The sequence below is a fragment of the Ochrobactrum sp. PL_is501 genome (genome assembly GCF_055816895.1).
Genome location: NZ_JBVPGR010000033.1, coordinates 80029 through 98878 on the forward strand (window position 1 = coordinate 80029; position 18850 = coordinate 98878).

18 protein-coding genes are annotated in these 18850 nt (G+C 59.7%); 16 read left to right on the top strand and 2 right to left on the bottom strand.

Annotation, left to right across the window (positions count from 1 at the left end; all coding sequences use genetic code 11):
• Positions 1-13: 13 nt before the first annotated feature.
• Both AC0TOF_RS08735 and AC0TOF_RS08740 read right to left on the bottom strand, forming a co-directional pair.
• Positions 14-619 carry a DUF3011 domain-containing protein gene (locus AC0TOF_RS08735; protein WP_473767938.1) on the bottom strand — a complete coding sequence of 202 codons (606 nt, stop codon included), beginning with the start codon at positions 617-619 and terminating at the stop codon, positions 14-16.
• A 70-nt stretch (positions 620-689) separates the two neighbouring features.
• Positions 690-1139, bottom strand: a complete 450-nt coding sequence (locus AC0TOF_RS08740; protein ID WP_473767939.1) for a hypothetical protein — start codon at positions 1137-1139, stop codon at positions 690-692.
• A gap of 405 nt (positions 1140-1544) precedes the next feature.
• On the opposite strand from AC0TOF_RS08740, the gene AC0TOF_RS08745 reads away from it, so the two are divergent.
• The 16 genes from AC0TOF_RS08745 (at position 1545) to AC0TOF_RS08820 (ending at position 18757) form a co-directional block, all read left to right on the top strand.
• Complete coding sequence (locus AC0TOF_RS08745; protein WP_473767940.1) at positions 1545-1841, top strand: hypothetical protein; 297 nt, start codon at positions 1545-1547, stop codon at positions 1839-1841.
• A gap of 62 nt (positions 1842-1903) precedes the next feature.
• Positions 1904-2092 (top strand): YegP family protein, encoded by a 189-nt coding sequence (locus AC0TOF_RS08750; protein ID WP_265613400.1) that lies wholly within the window; start codon positions 1904-1906, stop codon positions 2090-2092.
• A 590-nt stretch (positions 2093-2682) separates the two neighbouring features.
• Entirely contained in the window at positions 2683-3669 is a 987-nt protein-coding gene (locus AC0TOF_RS08755) for a LysR family transcriptional regulator (protein WP_473767941.1), read from the top strand.
• A gap of 216 nt (positions 3670-3885) precedes the next feature.
• Positions 3886-5991 (top strand): hydantoinase/oxoprolinase family protein, encoded by a 2106-nt coding sequence (locus tag AC0TOF_RS08760; protein WP_473767942.1) that lies wholly within the window; start codon positions 3886-3888, stop codon positions 5989-5991.
• Between the two features lies 1 nt (position 5992).
• A complete protein-coding gene (locus AC0TOF_RS08765) occupies positions 5993-8137 on the top strand; it encodes a hydantoinase B/oxoprolinase family protein (protein WP_473767943.1) in 2145 nt (714 codons plus the stop codon).
• A 13-nt stretch (positions 8138-8150) separates the two neighbouring features.
• Positions 8151-8912, top strand: coding sequence for an SDR family NAD(P)-dependent oxidoreductase (locus AC0TOF_RS08770; RefSeq protein WP_151572790.1), 762 nt, complete (start codon positions 8151-8153; stop codon positions 8910-8912).
• 45 nt (positions 8913-8957) lie between these two features.
• Entirely contained in the window at positions 8958-10412 is a 1455-nt protein-coding gene (locus tag AC0TOF_RS08775; RefSeq protein WP_473767944.1) for an aldehyde dehydrogenase family protein, read from the top strand.
• A gap of 57 nt (positions 10413-10469) precedes the next feature.
• Entirely contained in the window at positions 10470-11258 is a 789-nt protein-coding gene (locus AC0TOF_RS08780) for a class II aldolase/adducin family protein (protein ID WP_473767945.1), read from the top strand.
• 17 nt (positions 11259-11275) lie between these two features.
• A complete protein-coding gene (locus AC0TOF_RS08785; RefSeq protein WP_473767946.1) occupies positions 11276-12379 on the top strand; it encodes a cupin domain-containing protein in 1104 nt (367 codons plus the stop codon).
• Entirely contained in the window at positions 12376-12981 is a 606-nt protein-coding gene (locus tag AC0TOF_RS08790; RefSeq protein WP_473767947.1) for a maleylpyruvate isomerase N-terminal domain-containing protein, read from the top strand. Before AC0TOF_RS08785 ends, AC0TOF_RS08790 begins: the two co-directional genes overlap by 4 nt.
• Before the next feature lie 59 nt (positions 12982-13040).
• Positions 13041-13745: a fumarylacetoacetate hydrolase family protein gene (locus AC0TOF_RS08795; RefSeq protein ID WP_473767948.1), complete on the top strand. Its 705-nt coding sequence runs from the start codon at positions 13041-13043 to the stop codon at positions 13743-13745.
• On the top strand, positions 13742-14386 hold the full coding sequence (gene maiA, locus AC0TOF_RS08800; protein WP_473767949.1) for a maleylacetoacetate isomerase: 645 nt from the start codon (positions 13742-13744) through the stop codon (positions 14384-14386). Before AC0TOF_RS08795 ends, maiA begins: the two co-directional genes overlap by 4 nt.
• A gap of 51 nt (positions 14387-14437) precedes the next feature.
• Positions 14438-15649 carry a 3-hydroxybenzoate 6-monooxygenase gene (locus AC0TOF_RS08805; RefSeq protein ID WP_473767950.1) on the top strand — a complete coding sequence of 404 codons (1212 nt, stop codon included), beginning with the start codon at positions 14438-14440 and terminating at the stop codon, positions 15647-15649.
• Between the two features lie 260 nt (positions 15650-15909).
• Positions 15910-16890: a TRAP transporter substrate-binding protein DctP gene (gene dctP / locus AC0TOF_RS08810; protein WP_473767951.1), complete on the top strand. Its 981-nt coding sequence runs from the start codon at positions 15910-15912 to the stop codon at positions 16888-16890.
• Between the two features lie 29 nt (positions 16891-16919).
• Positions 16920-17444 carry a TRAP transporter small permease gene (locus AC0TOF_RS08815; protein ID WP_473767952.1) on the top strand — a complete coding sequence of 175 codons (525 nt, stop codon included), beginning with the start codon at positions 16920-16922 and terminating at the stop codon, positions 17442-17444.
• On the top strand, positions 17444-18757 hold the full coding sequence (locus AC0TOF_RS08820; protein WP_473767953.1) for a TRAP transporter large permease: 1314 nt from the start codon (positions 17444-17446) through the stop codon (positions 18755-18757). Before AC0TOF_RS08815 ends, AC0TOF_RS08820 begins: the two co-directional genes overlap by 1 nt.
• The last annotated feature ends 93 nt before the right edge of the window (positions 18758-18850 follow it).

An 18850-nucleotide genomic window follows, 5' to 3' on the forward strand; every position in this document is an offset into this window, starting at 1 on the left:
TTGACCTCCCAGATTACTCAGCGTCGCCTGGATCGTCGACGAGGCAACCTGCGCCATGGCAGCCCTGGTAGTTGCCATGCACGTCAAAATTCGGTTCTCCCTGCCTGTCGAATTGCGGTCTGGTATCGATCACCTCGTCCGGATTATCGACCATGCATCCGACCCCGTGACAGCCATTATAGCCGTCGTCGCGCCGGTAATTGCTCGTTGTGTGCCGACGGTTGTGACTGCTATCCGCCATCCCCTCGATCAGAGCGCCGAGAATGGCGCCGCCGACAACCGCACCAACATCATGGCCGCGTTGGTCATACATGCGGGCATTCGGATCAAAAGTGTCGCCGCGGCCATGATGGTAACCCCCGACATCGGCGAAAATCCCTGAGCAACCTTGCGCGACCCAGATATATTTGCTGCGGGGATTGTAGCCCCATGTCCGGTTCAGAATGCATGGGCTGCCGGAGGTCTGATGAATGAGCTGCGGCTTGCTCAGCGGCCCGGCCCAGCACTCACCGTACTGATAATGCCTCGACTGGCATTCGACAGTCGATTGCGCGCGAGCGTCAGAAACCGCCGAGGACGAGCCGAGTGCGAGTGAAGCGATGAACAGGTAACGTAGCATTTGAACCCCTCAAAATTGTCGACGACGGGCGACTCCGCTATCGTCGGGATTGGCCTTCATCGATCAGGTGTCAGTCGTTGATCGCGGTGATCCTGATGGTGTTGCTGTCCCCAACACCGGAAAACCAGACCTCACCGTCACCGATCGACACGCCTTGCCAATTGGCGAACAGCGTCGGGTAGGTCTGCTTGAGAACGGCCTGCTTCACCTTGGTGGTGATGATCTTGTCGTAGTCGGCCAAAAAATGCGCGGCGTCGGTTATCTTGGCAGCCCTACCCCCAATCCGTGCGCGGAACGGATAATCTACCATCGAGGCGACGGCCTGCTTGTCGCTTGCGGCAATGGCTTTTTGCAGCTTCTCGAAAAACTGCTGATAGGCTGCATGGCTGCCGAACAACGCATCAAGCGCCTGGTTTGTTTCTGCGGCGGTCTGTGCTGTCGCGGAGCCTGGGACGCCGCAACTCAAGAAAGCGGCGGAGGCCGCTATCAAGACTAAATGCTTCATTGCATGTCCTTCCATCCGGTTCGTTCAACTGCCAGGCCACTGGCTGGAAATGTCTTTCGGACGTCCATGCCATGGCTGATGCTTCGAATTGACGTCGAACAAAAAGACAACGACACCTCATCATCGGCGGACTGGCATGCAGAGGCGTCCATCAAATCTAATATTTCATTGCTCCGATCCCTCAAAGCATTGCGAAATTTTCGGAACAAAGCTGCCGTCGATTTTGATTGGATTTCGACATACTGATCTGATTTCGACAAGGAAACGGTCGGCAGACAGCAGCAACACCCCACTTCCGCCCCGATTTGCATTACCCAAACAATCGCTGAGTTGAGGGGACTTCTTTAGGTGCTTGTCTTCATTGAAGTTTTATCGCTATCTCTCGATTGGAACAACGTCTGATTTTGAGGAGGTGGAATTATGGATATCGGTACAATTCTCGCCCAGCTTATTGGCGGGGCAGTCGGGGGAACCGCAGGCGGCAAGGTTATCAAGGAGTCTGATCTGGGTAGCCTCGGCAATCTCATCGCTGGCGCGATCGGTGGTATCGGCGGCGGGTCGCTGTTGGGCTCTATCCTCGGCGCGGCCGCAGGGGACGCTTCTGCAGGCCTCGATATAGGCGCGGTCCTCGGCCAGCTCGTCGGCGGCGGGGTGGGTGGAGCGATCGTTCAGATCGTCGTCGGCCTGATCAGGAACCAGCTGATCAGCAGCCGCTGAGCCTCTCACGATAAAATTCGCAGCCGAACTGGCTGGATGTAACCTCGAAAAGGAAATCTGAAATGTACAAATTCGAAGTTTATCAGGACAAGGCTGGCGAGTACCGGTTTCGTTTTCGCGCCTCGAACGGTGAGATCATGTTCAGCTCCGAGGGCTATTCGGCGAAGGCATCTGCCCTGAAGTCGATCGAGTCCCTGAAGAAGAACGTCCCCGCGGCAGCAATCGAAGACCAGACGACAGCTACAGCATAACGCCGCAGAGTCCGGTACGGCATATCTACCGTCCCGGCACCGAAAGGATTCGGCAGGCGGGACAGCTATTGCGTCTCCCCTTGATGATTGGCAACTCTATTGACGCTCCAGTGCTCACACGCTCCAAAGGTTCATTAATGCATATCGTGCATTTGATTGTACCTGCACTGGCCATTCTGCGGGACGGTTGATCGCTCCCTTATGAGCGCATCCCGGCCATCCGCCGGTGGCATACAGTTATTGTTGCTTCCGGAGCACTCGCTGTCGCCGCTCTTGGTGGAATTCCGCAGGGGGCTCCCACCGAGTTTACTCGTAGAACCAAGCTCGTCGCAAGCTCTTGAGCGTGTTCGATCAGAATTCCATTCAGATCCTGGCGCTCACAGCCCACCGCTACTGCATCCGCGTTCATATTTTCAGCTGATCGCGAGAGGGACTCCAATTACCGCTCCTGCATGGTTGATGGCAGCCTTATTGATCAGAAAGTCGAGCTGAATCATCAAGGGAAGCTGCCCGGAAAGGGCAAAACAATGAAAGGTTTGTGAATACCCAGAAGGGGGCTATGATTGGTTTCAACATATAGTCACTGGACTATGTCAGGGAGGGGAGCGTTGAAGCGGATATTTGCGTCACAGACGACGCTGCACAAACTCGAGATATTTTGCACAGTGTGCGAGTTGCAGAGCGTCACTCGTACCGCAGAACGCATGTCAGTGGCACAACCCGTCGTAACTGCGCATCTACGCTTCCTCGAAGACAAACTCGGCGTCAAGTTGTTCGAGCGCAGTGGCAGGCGGCTGGTACTCACAGCCGCCGGTCGGCGTGTCCACATATGGGCCAATGAGGTCATAACACGTACCCGCGAATTGGAGCGTGAACTCAACATTTCAGGTGAGGCCGAACTGGGTACGGCAATTGTTTCTGCATCGATGACCGTCGCATCCTATGTGTTGCCACCTCTTTTTTCCGTGTTTCGTCAAAATCACCCGACAGGTGACGTTACACTGCTTGTTTCCAATCCCCAGCTCGTCACCGCCTCTGTCCGTGACGGAAGCTGCGACTTTGGTGTGTGCATTCTCGATCCTCGCCATGACGTAGACGGACTTTCTGTAGAACGTCTGTGGACCGAACGTCTCGTACTGGTTGCAGCCGCTGGTAGCACCTTGGTCGGTGAATCGGTGTCGCCAGAGGAAATAGCTGCGCTTCCCTTCGTATCTTCCCCGCGCAATCAGGTTCGCCGGGAACTGGAGGAGGATGCACTGCGCGCCCATGGCATCATTGGTCGGCAAGTCGTTCTCGAGCTTGGGCATCCTGAAGCCATGAAACAGGCAGTCCGTGCTCATGCAGGCGTTGCCTTCGTCATGGAGACATCGGTGCGAGACGAATGCGAGCGCGGTATCCTTCGTCGTATCGCGACGCCGGGTGTCGATCTTTCTGTCCCTGTCTTTCTTGTGAGCAGACGGGACAAAAGCTTTTCCGATTTTCAGTCCAGCTTGATGGAGTTTGTCCGCAACTCCGCGGAGGATGGCCAGCCTCCATCCGGTTTTGAGACCGCCGGGCTCAGGTCATTTATCAAGTAGGTTGCTACCCAGCCGCCTCCGTCCGAACCAGAACCATACGAAAATGGCTATGGTTTTGGTGAAATTATATATTGGATAGGCCCCAACGCGATAGATACTATCCTCCTTAACCGCGGTTCCACAGATTCCGCGGACGCATTCGCCGAAGACTGATGAGGCTGTGCCGTATGGCGCGGGGGATTCGGCGGAGTGCGCAGCCAATTCGGGAGGAGCGGAATGTTTCTGGGAGTGGATATCGGAGGGACGTTCACGGACCTCGTCATGCTGGACGAGAACGGCGACCTGGTGACAACGAAGGCCCTATCGACGCCCGGCGAACTGGAAGTCGGTGTCTTCAATGCAGTCGAAGATGCGGCCCGGCAGCGGGGCATGTCGGGCGAGGAGCTCTTGGCCAAGGTCACCGCATTTGGCCACGGCACGACACAGGCGACCAATGCCGTCATTGAGCGGGATGGTGCGCGGACTGGCCTGATTGCCACGCGCGGTTTCGGCGACACGCTGGCAATCCAGCGGTTGATGGGATTTACTGCTGGCGTTCCGGTTGACCGGCTCGGCTGGTACTCGCGGCGGCGTTATCCGCAACCGATCGTGCCACGGCAGTTGGTGCGAGAGGTGCGCGAGCGCGTCGATCATGCCGGCACGATCCTGGTGCCGCTCGATGAGGACGAAGTCCGCACAGCGGTCCGTTCGCTCGTTGCAGAGGGCGTACAGACGTTCGCAGTTGCCTTTCTGTGGGCGTTTCGTAACCCCGAGCACGAACGGGTTGTCGCGCGGATCATTCGCGAGGAAGCACCGGGAGCCTATGTCAGCCTTTCGAGCGAGATTGCGCCGGTTCTCGGCGAATATGAGCGGACCGCAACCGCTGCACTTAATTCCTATCTCGCGCCGAAAGTCGTCTCCTATCTTGACGGTATCGAGCAGATGCTGCGCCGCAAGGGTTTCAAGGGAGCCTTTTCAATCCTGAATTCGGCCGGCGGCGTCATGCCTGTTGCCGAAGCGTCCCGGCGACCGGTCACCCTCGTCACATCAGGACCGACCGGCGGTGTCATGGGTTCGGTTCATCTCGCCAAGAAGCTCGGCTACCGCAATCTCATCACCACGGACATGGGTGGCACCTCGTTCGACGTCGCCATTGTCGTCGACGACAAGCCGTTGATGTCGACCAACCACGAAGCTGGCGGATTCCATATCGCAACTCCGATGATCGAGGTGCGGGCCATCGGCGCTGGAGGTGGTTCCATCGCGCGCGTCATCGACGGCCAACTCCGCGTGGGTCCCGATAGCGCCAGCGCATGGCCGGGCCCTGCTTGCTATGGTCGTGGCGGCACGTTGCCGACCGTCACTGATGCCGATGTCGTTCTTGGCGTTATCGATCCCGAGACCTTCCTCGGCGGCAAGATGAAGCTTGATCGCGTGGCCGCTCTCACCGCGATTGAGACGTACATCGCCAAACCCCTCGGCCTTTCCGTCGAAGAGGCGGCCGCCGGCATTCGCCGGATCGTCGACTCGCAGATGGCCGATACATTACGCGAGGTGACGATCGGCCGCGGATTCGATCCGCGGGACTTCGTGATCTTTGCCTATGGTGGCGCGGGCCCCGTGCACTGCGCGGGCTACGGCGCGGAGCTTGGCGTGTCGAAAATGGTGGTGCCCGTCACATCGATGGCGCACTCCGCCTATGGGGCGCTAGCTGCCGATTTGCAGTTTTCCACCGAACGGGCGCTTCTCATGCGCGGCGGTGGGGGTTCTCGACCGCTTGGCGAAGGGCTGGAAGCCGGCCGTATCGCCGCAACCCTCGCGGAACTTGAAATCGAGTGCCTCGAAGCCATGAGCCGGGCCGGTGTCACGGCGTCGGATGTCAGCCTGGTGCGCACAGCGGACCTGCGCTACCGGCGACAGACCAATGATCTGATCATTCCGTTGGACGACGGCGCCGTCACCGACGCTGCGATCGCAAGCCTCGTCGACAGCTTCGAACAGACCTATGAGCAGACCTACGGCAAAGGCTCGGCGTTCCGTGAAGCAGGGATAGAGTTGACGAATATCCGCATTGAAGCTTTCGGCAAGACGCGCCGTCCGGAAATTGCCCTGCGAACGCCGACCGAGGCGCCGACGGCGGGCAGACGCTCGATCTTTGAGCCGGTGGTCGGGCGCCGCATGGATTGCGCCGTCTACAACTGGCGTGACCTACCCACGGGGTTCACCGTGGAGGGACCAGCCGTCATCGAGCATCCCGAAACCTCGGTCTTCGTAGCGGCGAGCCAGGTCGCGCAGCTCGACAGCCATTCCAACATCACCATCGAGCAGCGGGAGGAGATCTGACATGGCCGCGACCGACAAGAACACCATCGATCCGATCACTTTCGAGGTCGTGCGCAACAAACTCCAGGCGATCACCGAAGAGCAGGCAATCACCCTGAAGTCTGTTTCCGGCTCGCCCGTTGTCACTGAGGCGACGGACTTCAACAACGGGCTCTACCTTGCCGACGGTTCGATCGTGACGATGGGACCACAGGTTCTTTTCCATACCGGGACGATGTCCTCGGTGATCCGCTCGATAAACGAGAACTTCTCGGAAAACCCCGGGATTGGCGAAGGGGATATGTTCATCCTCAACGACCCCTATCGCGGTGCGATTCACCAGCCGGATGTTTCCATCGTCGCGCCGGTCTTCCACAATGGCCGGCATGTCGCCTGGGCAGGCTCCTGCGCTCACCAGCTCGACGTCGGCGGGATGAGCTTCGGCTCCTGGGCGATCGGCGCCACCGAGATCCAGCAGGAAGCGATGCTGCTGCCTGGTATCCGGATCGTCGAAGGCGGCGTCCTGCGCCAGGACCTCTGGCAGATGATCATGGGGATGACACGCTTGCCCCATGTGCTCGGCCTCGACCTCAAGGCAATGATCGCGGCCAACAACGTTGCCGTGCGCCGGCTTGTCGAACTGATGGACCGCTATGGCGGTGATGTCGTCGACTCCATCATGCGCGAGGAGATCGCCAGCTCCGAGCGGCAGGTACGGCAGGTGCTGTCGTCCCTACCCGACGGCGTGTTCCGCGCCCGCGATTACATTGAGCACGATGGCCACGACAACGTGCTCTACCAGGTTTGCGTGACGGCCACCAAGAAAGGCGACCGGCTCACTCTCGACATGACCGGGACCTCGCCGCAGGCGCCGGGTTTCATCAACTGCACCGCCTCCGGCATGCGTGGGGCAGCGTTGACCGGACTCCTGCCCATTCTCGCGCCGCGTATCCGCTGGAACGAGGGCATCATGCGGGCCGTCGACTTCGTCGCACCCGAAGGCATTCTGTGCAACGCGACATGGCCGGCTCCGATTTCCTCGGGAACGATTTCGACGGCTTGGATCGTGCAGAACGTCGTGGTCGCGGCCCTGTCACGCATGGTCGCCTGCTCGCCGGAGCACCGCAATGAAGGCCAGGCGGTGACCAAGGGCCATATGATGGTGATGACGCTCGCAGGCAAGGACCGTGACGGTGCCCTATTCGGCACGTTCCTGCTTGACTCGACGGCCGGCGGCGGCGGTGCATTTCCGGACCACGACGGCCTCGACGGTTCTGGCGACTATTGTGTCCCGCGCCCCGCCATCGCCAATGTCGAGGCGAACGAAGGCAATGGACCGTTTCTTTACCTGTTCCGTTCCTTTGTTCGCGATACTGGCGGGCCGGGCCGACAGCGAGGTGGTGCGGGCACAGCCCTTGCCATCGTTCCCTATGGCACGGACGGATTGCAGGCGATGATGCTCGGCCATGGCGTCGAAGTTCCCAATTCGGCCGGTCAGTTCGGTGGCTTGCCGGGCGCGTGCGGTCGCAATGTCCTGCTTCGTGACGCCGGTGATCCGGCGACAATTGCCAGCCTTGCCGGAAACATCGCAGAGCTTCTGGATGCGGGCGTCGAACACCTGGGGCCGAAGCCGGGTCGGATGGGACTCAGCCAGCGCGACGTGCTCGGATACGCCTTCCAAGGCGGTGGTGGCTACGGCGACCCCCTGAAACGTGATCCAGCCGCGGTGCTGGCAGATGTCCTGAACGGTCATGTGAGCATCGAGGCTGCGCGTGAGCAATATGGCGTAATCATCGTGAACGATCAGGTTGCCGCTTCCGAAACTGAGGCTGAGCGCCATGCGATCCGGACCCGACGGCTTGGCGGCGACGCACCGCGAAGGCTTGCGAGTGCGGGCGAGATGCAGGCCGCGAACGGCAGGTTCAGGTGTGGCTGCGGCTGCGATCTCGGCCCTACCGACGAAAACTGGAAGGTGCGGGCGCGTTGCTATCGCGTGGAGCCCTCGTCCTATGGCCAGCACATTCGCACCCACGCGGATCTGGAACTGCGCGAACATGTCTGCACCGACTGCGGCTCCCTGCTTGAAGCCGAAACCGTGCGCAAGGGGGAGGCGTCACTCGTCACATGCCTGCTCGACATAACCGACAAAACTGACGCTGCGGCCTGACTGGGAGAAAGTTATGAATCGTTATCCTGAAAACGGCGCTGTTGTCGTCACCGGTGCGGCGCAGGGGATCGGCCGGCGGCTGGCGCTGAGCCTGGTGGCCGAGGGCGTCGATGTCCTGATCGCCGACTGGAATGCCGAAAAGGGCGAGGCCGTCGCGGTTGAGGCGTCACCTGGCACCGGTCGCCGGCTCTTCGTTCGAACGGATGTCGCCAGCGAGGAGAGCTGCCGCGCCACCATTCAAGCGGCCACGGACGCCTTTGGCGGCGTCTTCGGCCTGGTGAACAATGCCTCCATCTTTTCGACGCTTGAAATGCGTCCCTTCTGGGACATCCCAAGTGAAGAATGGGACCGCGTGCAGGCTGTCAACCTGAAGGGCGTATTCAATATGACGCGCGCGGCTCGCGAGGCCCTGGTGGCTTCCGGTGAAGGATCGGTCGTCAATATTGCGTCCTCGACCATTCATTTCGGACGGCCGAACTACGCCCACTATGTCTCGTCAAAAGCTGGCGTCATGGGCCTGTCCCGGGCAATGGCGCGCGAACTGGGCGCCTTCGGCGTGCGTGTCAATACGCTGACGCCGGGCCCAACGTTTACCGAAGTGGAGCGGGCAACCGTCACACCGGCGCAGAAGGAAGCGATGATCGAGCAACAGTGCCTCAAACGGGCCGGCGGCCCGGATGACATTGCGGACGCTATTGCATTTCTGCTCTCGCGACAGGCGCGCTGGGTGACCGGCCAGCTTCTGAATGTCGATGGCGGCATGATCACACACTGACGATCCGATGGCGCCCGGCGCCACACATTAACAGGAAACATTGTCATGGCTTACGTGACCGCATCCGATCGTATGCTGATCGGTGGCGAGCTGGTGCACGGCTCGACCGGGGAATTCGACGACTCCATCAATCCCGCGACCGAGGAAATCATCGGCCGCTCTCCGCGCGGCACACGCGACGACGTCGCCCGTGCAGTTGCGGCAGCGGAAGCCGCGTGGCCCACTTGGGCCGCGTTGACACCCGCAGAACGCGGGGGGCGCCTGCGAGCCTTCGGCGCAGCACTGAAAGCGCGGGCAGAAGAGATACTCCAAGTCGAAGTTGCAGATACCGGCAACACCATCACGCCGATGCGCGGCGATGTCGGCATGGCTGTGGAGAGCTTGGATTATTATGCAGGCCTCATCCATGAATTGAAGGGCGAGACCATTCCGGCAACCGCCGAGAACCTGCATCTCACGCTACGCGAGCCTTATGGAGTTGTCGCCCGGATCGCGCCGTTCAATCATCCGCTGATGTTTGCTGTCGCCCGCACCGCCGCGGCACTTGCCGCCGGCAATGCTGTCATTGTCAAACCGCCGGAAACCAGCCCTCTCTCTGCCCTCGTCCTGGCGGAAGTTGCGCGCGAGGCGTTGCCACCCGGCGTGTTTAACGTTCTGACAGGAACTGGCGCCACTGTTGGAGACGCGATTGTGCGCCATCCCGATATCAAGCGCATCGCTTTCATTGGCTCTCCTGTGACCGGGCGTGCGATCCAGCGGGCAGCCGCCGAGGTCGCGGTCAAGCACGTCACGTTGGAACTGGGTGGCAAGAACCCGCTGATCGCGTTTCCGGACATGGATCCCGACGTGATCGCCGCCGCCGCCGTTCGGGGCATGAACTTTACTTGGCAGGGGCAGTCCTGCGGTTCGACCAGCCGCCTTCTGTTGCACGAGGATATTCACGATGCCGTGCTGGCGCGCGTGGTCGAACGCGTTGCAGCACTGAAGGTCGGCGACCCCGCCGATCCGGCCTCCGATATGGGACCGCTGAACTCCCGTGTGCAGTACGACAAGGTGCTGTCCTTCTTCGAAACAGCCCGTCACGACGGTTCGCGACTGATGACCGGAGGCAAGCGACCTGCAGGGCGCGGCTTCGAAAAGGGTTTCTGGGTCGAGCCGACGGTCTATGCCGACATCAAGCCCGGCATGCGGCTCTGGCAGGAAGAGGTCTTCGGTCCGATTCTGTCGGTCGGTCGCTGGAAGACTACGGAAGAGGCCGTCGCGCTCGCCAACAGCACGGAATACGGCCTGACGGGCGCCGTCTGGACCAACGACATCAAAAACGCGCTCAACGTCGCGCGCCGCGTGCGTTCAGGTCATATGTGGATCAACGGCTGCTCCAACCATTTCCTCGGCGTTCCCTTCGGCGGAATGAAAAATTCCGGCGTCGGTCGCGAAGAGGGCATCGAGGAGATGCTGTCCTACACCGAAGCGAAGACGATCAACATCATGCTCGGCTGATCGGCCGGGCCGGAAAGAAGTCGATCTGTTTTCATAGACTTGCCAAGGATTACGCTCATGTGTTCGCCTGACAATCCGCATCAGCCCATCGCCGTCGCGATTACCGACACTGCCGAGGCGGCGCCACCACCATCCCCACAACTGATCGAGGACCTGGTCGCGGCCAACCATATCCTTTTCGATCAAGGCGTGGTTGATGGCTTCGGCCATGTCAGCGTCCGTCATGACAAGCGGCCGGACCGGTTCCTGCTTGCCCGCAACATGGCGCCGGGCCGTGTGAGCCGAGAGGATATCGTCGAATTCACGCTCGATGGCGATGCGGTCGACGCTGCTGGCCGCAAGGTCTATCTCGAACGCTTTATCCACGGCGAAATCTACCGTCGCCGGCCTGACGTCAAGGCCGTGGTGCACAGCCATTCCCACGCCATTGTACCGTTCAGCATCGCCAAGAACTTCCGCATGAAGGCCGTGTTCCACATGGCCGGTTTCGTCGGTCAGAATGTGCCGGTCTACGAGATCCGTGAGGCGGGCGGCGACGCGACCGACCTGCTTGTCAGTAACAACCATCTCGGGCGCGCGCTCGCCGAGAAGTTCGATGCCAGCGATATCGTGCTGATGCGCGGCCATGGTTCCACCGTCGTCGCCGACAGCATCCAGCGCGCGGTCTATCGGGCAATCTATGCTGAACTCAATGCCCGCTACCTGATGGATGCCAGCAAGCTCGGTGAGGTCGTCTATCTCACCGAGGGGGAATGCCGCGCGGCAGCCGAGAACATCGAAGCGCAGGTTCATCGGCCCTGGGACCTCTGGGTCGAGCAGGCCCGTGCCCGGCGCTCAGGCCGGTGAACAGGAGGAGGAACATCATGACGATGAAGGATCACGCGGCGGTCAAGAACGCCATGCAGCCGGACGATACGCCGGAACTGCGCAAACTCTATGCGGGCTTCGAACGCGAGCATCTGAAACCCCTATGGACGCAGCTCGGGAATCTCATGCCGATGCACCCCAAACCGAGGGCCGTGCCGCATGTTTGGAAATGGGCCAACCTTTATCCGCTGGCAAAGCGCTCCGGCGATCTTGTGCCCGTTGGACGCGGCGGCGAAAGACGAGCGCTCGGACTGGCAAACCCTGGCCTCGATGGCAACGCCTATGTGAGCCCGACGCTCTGGGCGGCGATCCAGTATCTCGGGCCGCGGGAAACCGCACCCGAACATCGTCATGCCCAGAATGCTTTCCGTTTCGTGGTGGAAGGCGAAGGAGTCTGGACAGTGGTGAATGGCGACCCTGTTCGCATGAGTCGCGGTGATTTCCTGCTCACGCCGGGATGGCATTTCCATGGGCATCACAACGACACCGACCAGCCGATGGCCTGGATCGACGGGTTGGATATTCCCTTTTCCTACCAGAACGATGTCGGCTTCTTCGAGTTCGGTTCTGAGCGGGTGACGGACTATGCGACGCCGCGTTTCTCGCGCGGCGAGCGCCTGTGGTGCCATCCAGGTCTGCGTCCGCTGTCCGGCTTGCAGAACACCGTCAGCTCGCCGATCGGCGCCTACCGCTGGGAGAACACGGACAGGGCGCTGACCGAGCAGCTCCTTCTGGAGGATGAAGGCCAGCCCGCTACGGTCGGACAGGGCCATGCCGCCATACGCTTCGTCAATCCAACGACCGGCGGCGACGTCATGCCGACCATTCGCGCCGAGTTTCACCGGCTGAGGGCGGGCGCGCAGACGCCACCGCGCCGCGAGGTGGGATCTTCTGTCTTTCAGGTGTTCGACGGTCGCGGCTCGGTTGTGCTCGGCGGCATGGAACACCAGCTGGATATTGGTGATCTGTTCGTCGTGCCTTCCTGGACACCCTGGTTCTTGCAGGCCGAAACGCGGTTCGATCTCTTCCGCTTTTCCGATGCACCGATCATGGAACGCCTGCATTTCGACCGCGTGTTCATTGAGGAAGAACCGAGATGAGCGCGAAAGAGCGGCCGCAAGACGAGCGGGAGGCGCTCGCCGCGCTCCGGGTTCGGCAAGGCAAGGGCGCACGGTATGATTCAGCCGCCGCCCCGGCTTCTGACCTTCTCCTGGCGCGAAGGGGAGCGGCCTATTTCGCCCGCAAGCTTAACGAACTCGACGACGTGGCGCTCGACGGCAGTTCGTCCCTGAGCGGGATCGGTCGTCGGTTGATTGTCGCTCGTGTCGGGTACGAGGCCCGAGCGATGGCGCGTATCGCAGAAGCCGCGCGCGAAGGACGCGGGGAGGAAAGTCTTGGTGACCCCGAACAGGAGCCCGACGACGAGGTGCTGGGCGCCTGCCTTCCGGCCCACGCGTTGCGCTACCTCTTCGAGCATTCCCAGGCGCATCTCAATGTCGAATGGCGTGATCTGACAGATGCGGCATGGGACCGTTCGGTCGTTTCGCTGACGGGCCGCCGGGTGACGCCGAGGCAGATGGTTCGCGAACGCGCCGTCACGCTTTGGCTCAGTGCCGTGGCTCTCGGAAATGGCGGCCGATTAAGCGACGTCCCGGGCGAGATCCACTCAACGAGCATCAGTACGAACCATCAACCGAGCTAACCACGCCTCGGCAGGCAATTCCATGGCGCCGCGCGGGCGCCTCAGACAGGAGAACATCAATGACGTCCCGCAAACTGTTTCCGTCTCCGGCGTTTCCCTCCATCGCTGTCCTTGGAGAAGAGGCAACCTATCCCGTTCATCGCATATTCTGTGTCGGCCGCAACTATGCAGAGCATGCCAAAGAAATGGGGGTGGAGGTCGACCGCGAGGCGCCTTTCTACTTTCTGAAGTCGCCGCTATCGACCGTGAGCAGCGGGCTGACTTTACCTTATCCACCGGGCACCGCAAATTTTCACTATGAGATGGAACTGGTGGTCGCCATCGGCAGGCCAGCCTTCCGCCTCCGCCCGGACGAGACTGAGCCTGCCATCTACGGCTATGCCGCCGGGCTCGACATGACGCGCCGCGATCTGCAGCTTGATGCGCGCGCCAAGGGGCGACCGTGGGATTTAGGCAAGGACTTCGAACAGTCGGCGGTGGTGTCGGACATCGTCAAGGCAACCGACTTCGGCGTTGTTGGAGAACAACGCATCCGCCTTGACGTGGATGGCGCGACTCGCCAGGACGCGCGTCTTTCCGATCTCGTCTGGTCTGTGCCCGAAATCATCGCGCACCTGTCGGGCTTCTACCATCTTGATGCCGGCGACCTCATCTTCACGGGTACACCTGCGGGGGTTGGAGCCGTTATGCCGGGCAATGTCGTCGTCGGGGAAATCGACGGTCTTCCCCCAGTGTCCCTGACGATCGGGGAGGCCGAAGCGTGATTCTGCACGGCTATTTTCGCAGTTCGGCAGCCTATCGTTGCCGCATCGCCTGTAACCTAAAAGGCGTTTCCTACGATACCGTCTCCGTCCATCTGCGGCGGGATGGCGGTGAACAGAAGGCGCCAGCTTACCGAACGCTCAATCCTCAAGCCCTCGTGCCGACCCTTGAGGTCGACGGTGCGGTTCTCACGCAATCGCTTGCGATTGTCGAATGGCTGGATGAAACGGTTCCCGAGCCACCGCTCCTGCCGGCGGATTCGATTGGCCGCGCCCAAGTCCGAGCCTTCGCGCTGGCGATCGCCTGCGATATCCATCCGCTGCAAAATCTGCGGGTGCTGGATTACCTGAGGACAGAACTCAATCAACCGCAGGAAGCACTCGACGCCTGGTGTCGCCGATGGATCGGCGACGGGCTTGCCGCTTGCGAAGCTCTGCTGACGAAGGCAGATCGTTCCGGGCCTTTTGCTTTTGGAGCGCGCCCGGGCCTCGCGGACATCTGCCTCGTCCCGCAACTCTATTCCGCAAACCGCTTCGGTGTCGACCTCTCGGCCATGCCGCGCCTCATCGAAATCGGACGTGCCTGCGATGCGCTACCGGCCTTTGCGTCCGCACATCCGTCCCGTCAATCCGACAGCGAATGAAAGAGAATTTTGCCCGTTGCGAAGGCACGGGCTGCTTGTGGAGGAAATACCATGTCCGAACAGCTTCCCATCATCATCGCCGGAGGTGGCATTGGCGGCCTTGCAGCAGCCCTCGGCCTCGCCCGCAAGGGGTATCGTTCCATAGTTCTGGAGAAGGCGCCACAACTTGGCGAAATCGGCGCAGGTATTCAGCTTGGGCCAAATGCCTTCCACGCTTTCGACTATCTCGGCGTCGGCGACATGGCGCGGCGCATGGCCGTATACATCGACAGCTTGCGCTTCATGGATGCAATGACCGGTGAAGAAGTCACCCGTATCCCGCTCGACGATACATTTCGCACACGCTTTGGAAACCCCTACGCAGTCGTCCATCGTGGCGAACTCTTCGGCGTCTTTCTGCGAGCGTGCCAGGAAAACCCGTTGATTGAGCTACGCACCGGGTCCGAGGTGAAGACCTATGATCAGGATGGCTCCAGTGTCACAGCATTTTTGGCCAATGGTGAAGCAGTTGTCGGTAGGGCTCTGATTGGGGCCGATGGACTCTGGTCGAACATACGCCGCAAGCTTGTCGGTGATGGCGCCCCTCGTGTTTCGGGGCATACCACTTATCGTTCCGTCATTCCGATCGAGGACATGCCCGAGGACCTGCGTTGGAACGCGGCAACCCTTTGGGCTGGGCCCAAATGCCATATTGTGCACTATCCCCTTTCCGGTTGGAAGACCTTCAATCTGGTGGTGACCTATCATAACGACGCAGCTGAACCCGTCGCGGGCCTGCCGGTCACGAAGGAAGAGGTTGCAAAGGGTTTCGCGCATGTGGCTCCGGTCGCTCGCCAGGTCATCGAGCGCGGCAAAGACTGGAAACTCTGGGTTCTTTGTGACCGGGATCCCGTGTCAAATTGGGTTGATGAGCGGGTTGCTCTGCTGGGTGATGCGGCACATCCGATGCTGCAATATTTTGCCCAGGGAGCGTGCATGGCCATGGAGGACGCCGTCTGCCTTGCGGCAGAGTTGGAGGAAAACGAAGGGAGCATCGAAGCCGCTCTGCTAGCCTATAACTCGAAGCGAGCACTTCGAACGGCGCGCGTTCAGCTTCAATCACGTGAGATTGGTCAACACATCTATCATCCCTCTGGCGCCCATGCGCGGCTTCGCAATGCGATGATGCGCGCGAAAACCGCTGAGGACTGGCATGATTCAGTTGCCTGGCTTTACGGAACGACAGGTCTCGACGGAGCTATCTCGTCAGAGATTATGAAGTAGTTGCACTGCTCGCCCGGCCGTTTTGACTTCACTGTCTTGCCCGAAACATCCAGCTGCCGAGGAGACCGCGTGAATATCTCCAGATTGTTCCGGGCATTTGTGATGAGATCATTTGTTGCACTTGAGGAGTTCGTGGATTCTACGCTCACTCATAGCTCCCAGGATATGCGTCGAAGGGGATAATATATTTTTCTTCTAGGCGTGAGCAGCTTATTCGTTGCGGTACGGCTGGAGGATAAGGCCGACAAGGGAGGAAACCAATGCGTCATCTATTGTGCGCCGGAATAGCGCTCGCAATGTTGTCATCTCTTTCCGCTGCAACGCGTGCGGAAGGGGTCGTGCTTCGCGCCATCTCGGCATTTCCCGCGAATCTCGAGTTTACCAAGCAATTCAAGGCATTTATCGATCGCGTGAACGAGAACGGCGAGGGCGTCGTCTCGATCCAGCTCGTGGGCGGCCCTGAAGTGATACCGCCACAACAACAGGATACGGCCCTGCGCAACGGGGTCTTTGATATCCAGATGGGGCCTGCATCCTATTACAACGGCACAGTGCCAGAGGCGGATGCGCTTTTCGGCGCCACGATCGGTCCCGTGGAGGCGCGCAGTAACGGAGCGACGGCACTCTTGAACCGCATATGGCGCAAGAAGTTGAATACCGAATTCATTGGCTGGCAAAGCGGCAATATCCCTTTTTACATCTACCTCGTCGATAAACCGAAATTTGCCGATAATGGAGCCCTCGATCTTACCGGCATTCAGATGCGCTCGACACCTGCATACCGCGAATGGTTTGAGAGCCTGGGGGCCAATAATGTCATGCTGCAAACCTCGGACATGTTCACGGCTCTCGAGCGGGGAGTCGTGAAGGGGCTTGGTTGGCCCGCGATCAGCTTCACCGACATCGGCGTTCACAAGTTTCTAAAATACCGTGTCGCGCCCCCGGTATGGCAACTTGATCTCGTCATCATGATGAACTCTGCGAAGTGGGATGGGCTGTCCGACGAAGCGAGAAACATTATCACTACTGCAGCGATCGAGCACGAGAAACAAACCCAGAAGGATTTCGCTGCCATCGCCGAGAAGGAGCTGCAAATTCTGCACGATGCGGGCCTGGGAACCGTTGACGTGCCTGATCCCGCTATGCACCGGAAGTCTGCACATGACCTTGTCTGGAAGCGGTTGGAGGAACGAGACGCGACCAATGCCGCCGCTTTGAAAGAGAAGTTATATCAAGAATAGACCGGCATCAGGGCGGAGGAAAAATTGTCATGTCCATAATTCTGCGAAGTGTGACGAAGGTGTATGACTGGCTTGTGTATTCCATGGCATGGCTTGCTGGAGGAGTCATTGTCGCGACGTTCATGGCGATCATCGTCGACGTAGTGTTGCGCAATGCCGGTGTAAAGGCACCAGCCTGGACAAGCGCTTTCTCCGAATATGCCATGCTGATAGCCGCTATGGCCGCCGCCCCGCTCGTCATCCGTGAGCGTGGTCATGTCTGGGTTGAGATCATCGCCACCGTTACTGGGCCGCGTTTACAGCGGATACTCGGTTTGATAGCTGTTCTGCTTTGCATTGCAATCTCGTTGGTGATGGCCTGGTACGCCACAGTAATGGCGTTCGATGCCGGCATGCGCGGAGAGGTCGATATTCGTTCTGTCATTATGCCGCGATGGTTCCTGTATTCGGTGCTCGCGGTCGGCTTCACCTTGTGCGCGACAGAATTTGCGAGATTCCTCATCCGAGGCGAAGATATGTACGTCCGGTCATCCGAGTTGCAGGAGGGCTTGTGATGGCATGGTACGAAGCTGGGGGCCTTCTCGTCGGGATAATCCTCGTTTTGATGGCTATACGGATGCCGGTGGCGATGGCATTTCTCGCGGCAAATCTGGTCGCAGCCCTCATCTTTATTGGCGGCGAGGTCGCAATTATGCAACTCGTCGCGAACGCAACAACATCCGTAACCACGTTCACGCTTGTGCCAGTCCCGCTTTTCCTCCTGATGGGGGAACTGTTCTTTCATACTGGTGTGGCTTTGCGCGTGTTTGACGCAATTGATCGACTATTGGGGCGGATTCCCGGACGGCTTTCCTATTTGACGGTGGGAGGCGGGACATTGTTTGCGGCGCTGTCAGGTTCGAGCATAGCCAACATTGCGATGCTCGGATCGACACTCTTGCCGCAGATGCAGGCTCGTCGCTACAAACCAGTTTTGTCGATGGGGCCAATTATCGCAACTGGCGGTCTCGCCATCATGATCCCTCCATCGGCGCTTGGCGTTCTGCTCGGAAGCATCGCCCAGATCGACATCGGCAAGCTCTTGATCGCCGGTATCGTGCCCGGGCTGCTGTTGGCGTCGGCTTATGTCGCTATCATTGCCTATTCCACATGGCGTGATCCGGAGGCCGCGCCGCGCTACGCGGTCGAGCCCTTGTCACTCGGTGCGAAGCTGCGTCTCGCGGCGACCAATGTGCTGCCGATGGCGGGCGTCATCTTTATGGTAGTCGGGCTGATCATTCTTGGTATCGCGACACCGTCGGAAGCTGCTGCCTTTGGTGTCCTGGGTGTCCTGGTCCTGGCAATCATCTTCCGATCACTGACATGGAAAAGCGTGCGCAAATCTGTATTAGGCACGGTGCGGGTCACCGGTATGGTGTTCCTCATCATCGTAGGTGCATCTACCTTCAGCCAGATGCTCGCCCTCTCGGGCGCTTCGAGCGGACTGATCGGGTGGGTGACGACGCTTTCTTTCCATCCACTGTGGGTTTTGGCCGGCATGCTGTTGATCGTTCTTTTGCTGGGTATGCTCATGGAATCCGTCTCGATCATCATGCTGGTTGCTCCGATCTTCTTTCCGTTGGCGGCCGGACTTGGCTATGATTCCGTCTGGCTGGCAATCCTGATACTCCTGATGTTGGAGATCAGTCTGGCGACCCCTCCATTCGGTATCGGTCTGTTTGTTCTGGCAGGCGTTGCGCCCCGCGATGTCACTCTTTCAACAATTGTGCGAGCATCATTGCCCTATATAGCTGCGGCGGTGCTGATCGCCTGCCTTCTTGTGGCCGTTCCCGAATTGGTGACGTTCCTGCCGGGCCTCATGGGTTGATGCACCTGGGTGCATCCTGCGCTGATGACCGCTGCGGCTTCCATGCAAGGCAAGATGTGGTGTTCTATGCCATCGGGTGGTCGCCAAGCCGAA

Excerpts from the sequence above, each read along its gene's own strand:
- AC0TOF_RS08735 (WP_473767938.1), bottom strand. The coding sequence starts at position 619 with ATGCTACGTTACCTGTTCATCGCTTCACTCGCACTCGGCTCGTCCTCG.
- AC0TOF_RS08740 (WP_473767939.1), bottom strand. The coding sequence starts at position 1,139 with ATGGAAGGACATGCAATGAAGCATTTAGTCTTGATAGCGGCCTCCGCC.
- AC0TOF_RS08745 (WP_473767940.1), top strand. The coding sequence starts at position 1,545 with ATGGATATCGGTACAATTCTCGCCCAGCTTATTGGCGGGGCAGTCGGG.
- AC0TOF_RS08750 (WP_265613400.1), top strand. The coding sequence starts at position 1,904 with ATGTACAAATTCGAAGTTTATCAGGACAAGGCTGGCGAGTACCGGTTT.
- AC0TOF_RS08755 (WP_473767941.1), top strand. The coding sequence starts at position 2,683 with ATGTCAGGGAGGGGAGCGTTGAAGCGGATATTTGCGTCACAGACGACG.
- AC0TOF_RS08760 (WP_473767942.1), top strand. The coding sequence starts at position 3,886 with ATGTTTCTGGGAGTGGATATCGGAGGGACGTTCACGGACCTCGTCATG.
- AC0TOF_RS08765 (WP_473767943.1), top strand. The coding sequence starts at position 5,993 with ATGGCCGCGACCGACAAGAACACCATCGATCCGATCACTTTCGAGGTC.
- AC0TOF_RS08770 (WP_151572790.1), top strand. The coding sequence starts at position 8,151 with ATGAATCGTTATCCTGAAAACGGCGCTGTTGTCGTCACCGGTGCGGCG.
- AC0TOF_RS08775 (WP_473767944.1), top strand. The coding sequence starts at position 8,958 with ATGGCTTACGTGACCGCATCCGATCGTATGCTGATCGGTGGCGAGCTG.
- AC0TOF_RS08780 (WP_473767945.1), top strand. The coding sequence starts at position 10,470 with ATGTGTTCGCCTGACAATCCGCATCAGCCCATCGCCGTCGCGATTACC.
- AC0TOF_RS08785 (WP_473767946.1), top strand. The coding sequence starts at position 11,276 with ATGACGATGAAGGATCACGCGGCGGTCAAGAACGCCATGCAGCCGGAC.
- AC0TOF_RS08790 (WP_473767947.1), top strand. The coding sequence starts at position 12,376 with ATGAGCGCGAAAGAGCGGCCGCAAGACGAGCGGGAGGCGCTCGCCGCG.
- AC0TOF_RS08795 (WP_473767948.1), top strand. The coding sequence starts at position 13,041 with ATGACGTCCCGCAAACTGTTTCCGTCTCCGGCGTTTCCCTCCATCGCT.
- AC0TOF_RS08805 (WP_473767950.1), top strand. The coding sequence starts at position 14,438 with ATGTCCGAACAGCTTCCCATCATCATCGCCGGAGGTGGCATTGGCGGC.
- dctP (WP_473767951.1), top strand. The coding sequence starts at position 15,910 with ATGCGTCATCTATTGTGCGCCGGAATAGCGCTCGCAATGTTGTCATCT.
- AC0TOF_RS08815 (WP_473767952.1), top strand. The coding sequence starts at position 16,920 with ATGTCCATAATTCTGCGAAGTGTGACGAAGGTGTATGACTGGCTTGTG.
- AC0TOF_RS08820 (WP_473767953.1), top strand. The coding sequence starts at position 17,444 with ATGGCATGGTACGAAGCTGGGGGCCTTCTCGTCGGGATAATCCTCGTT.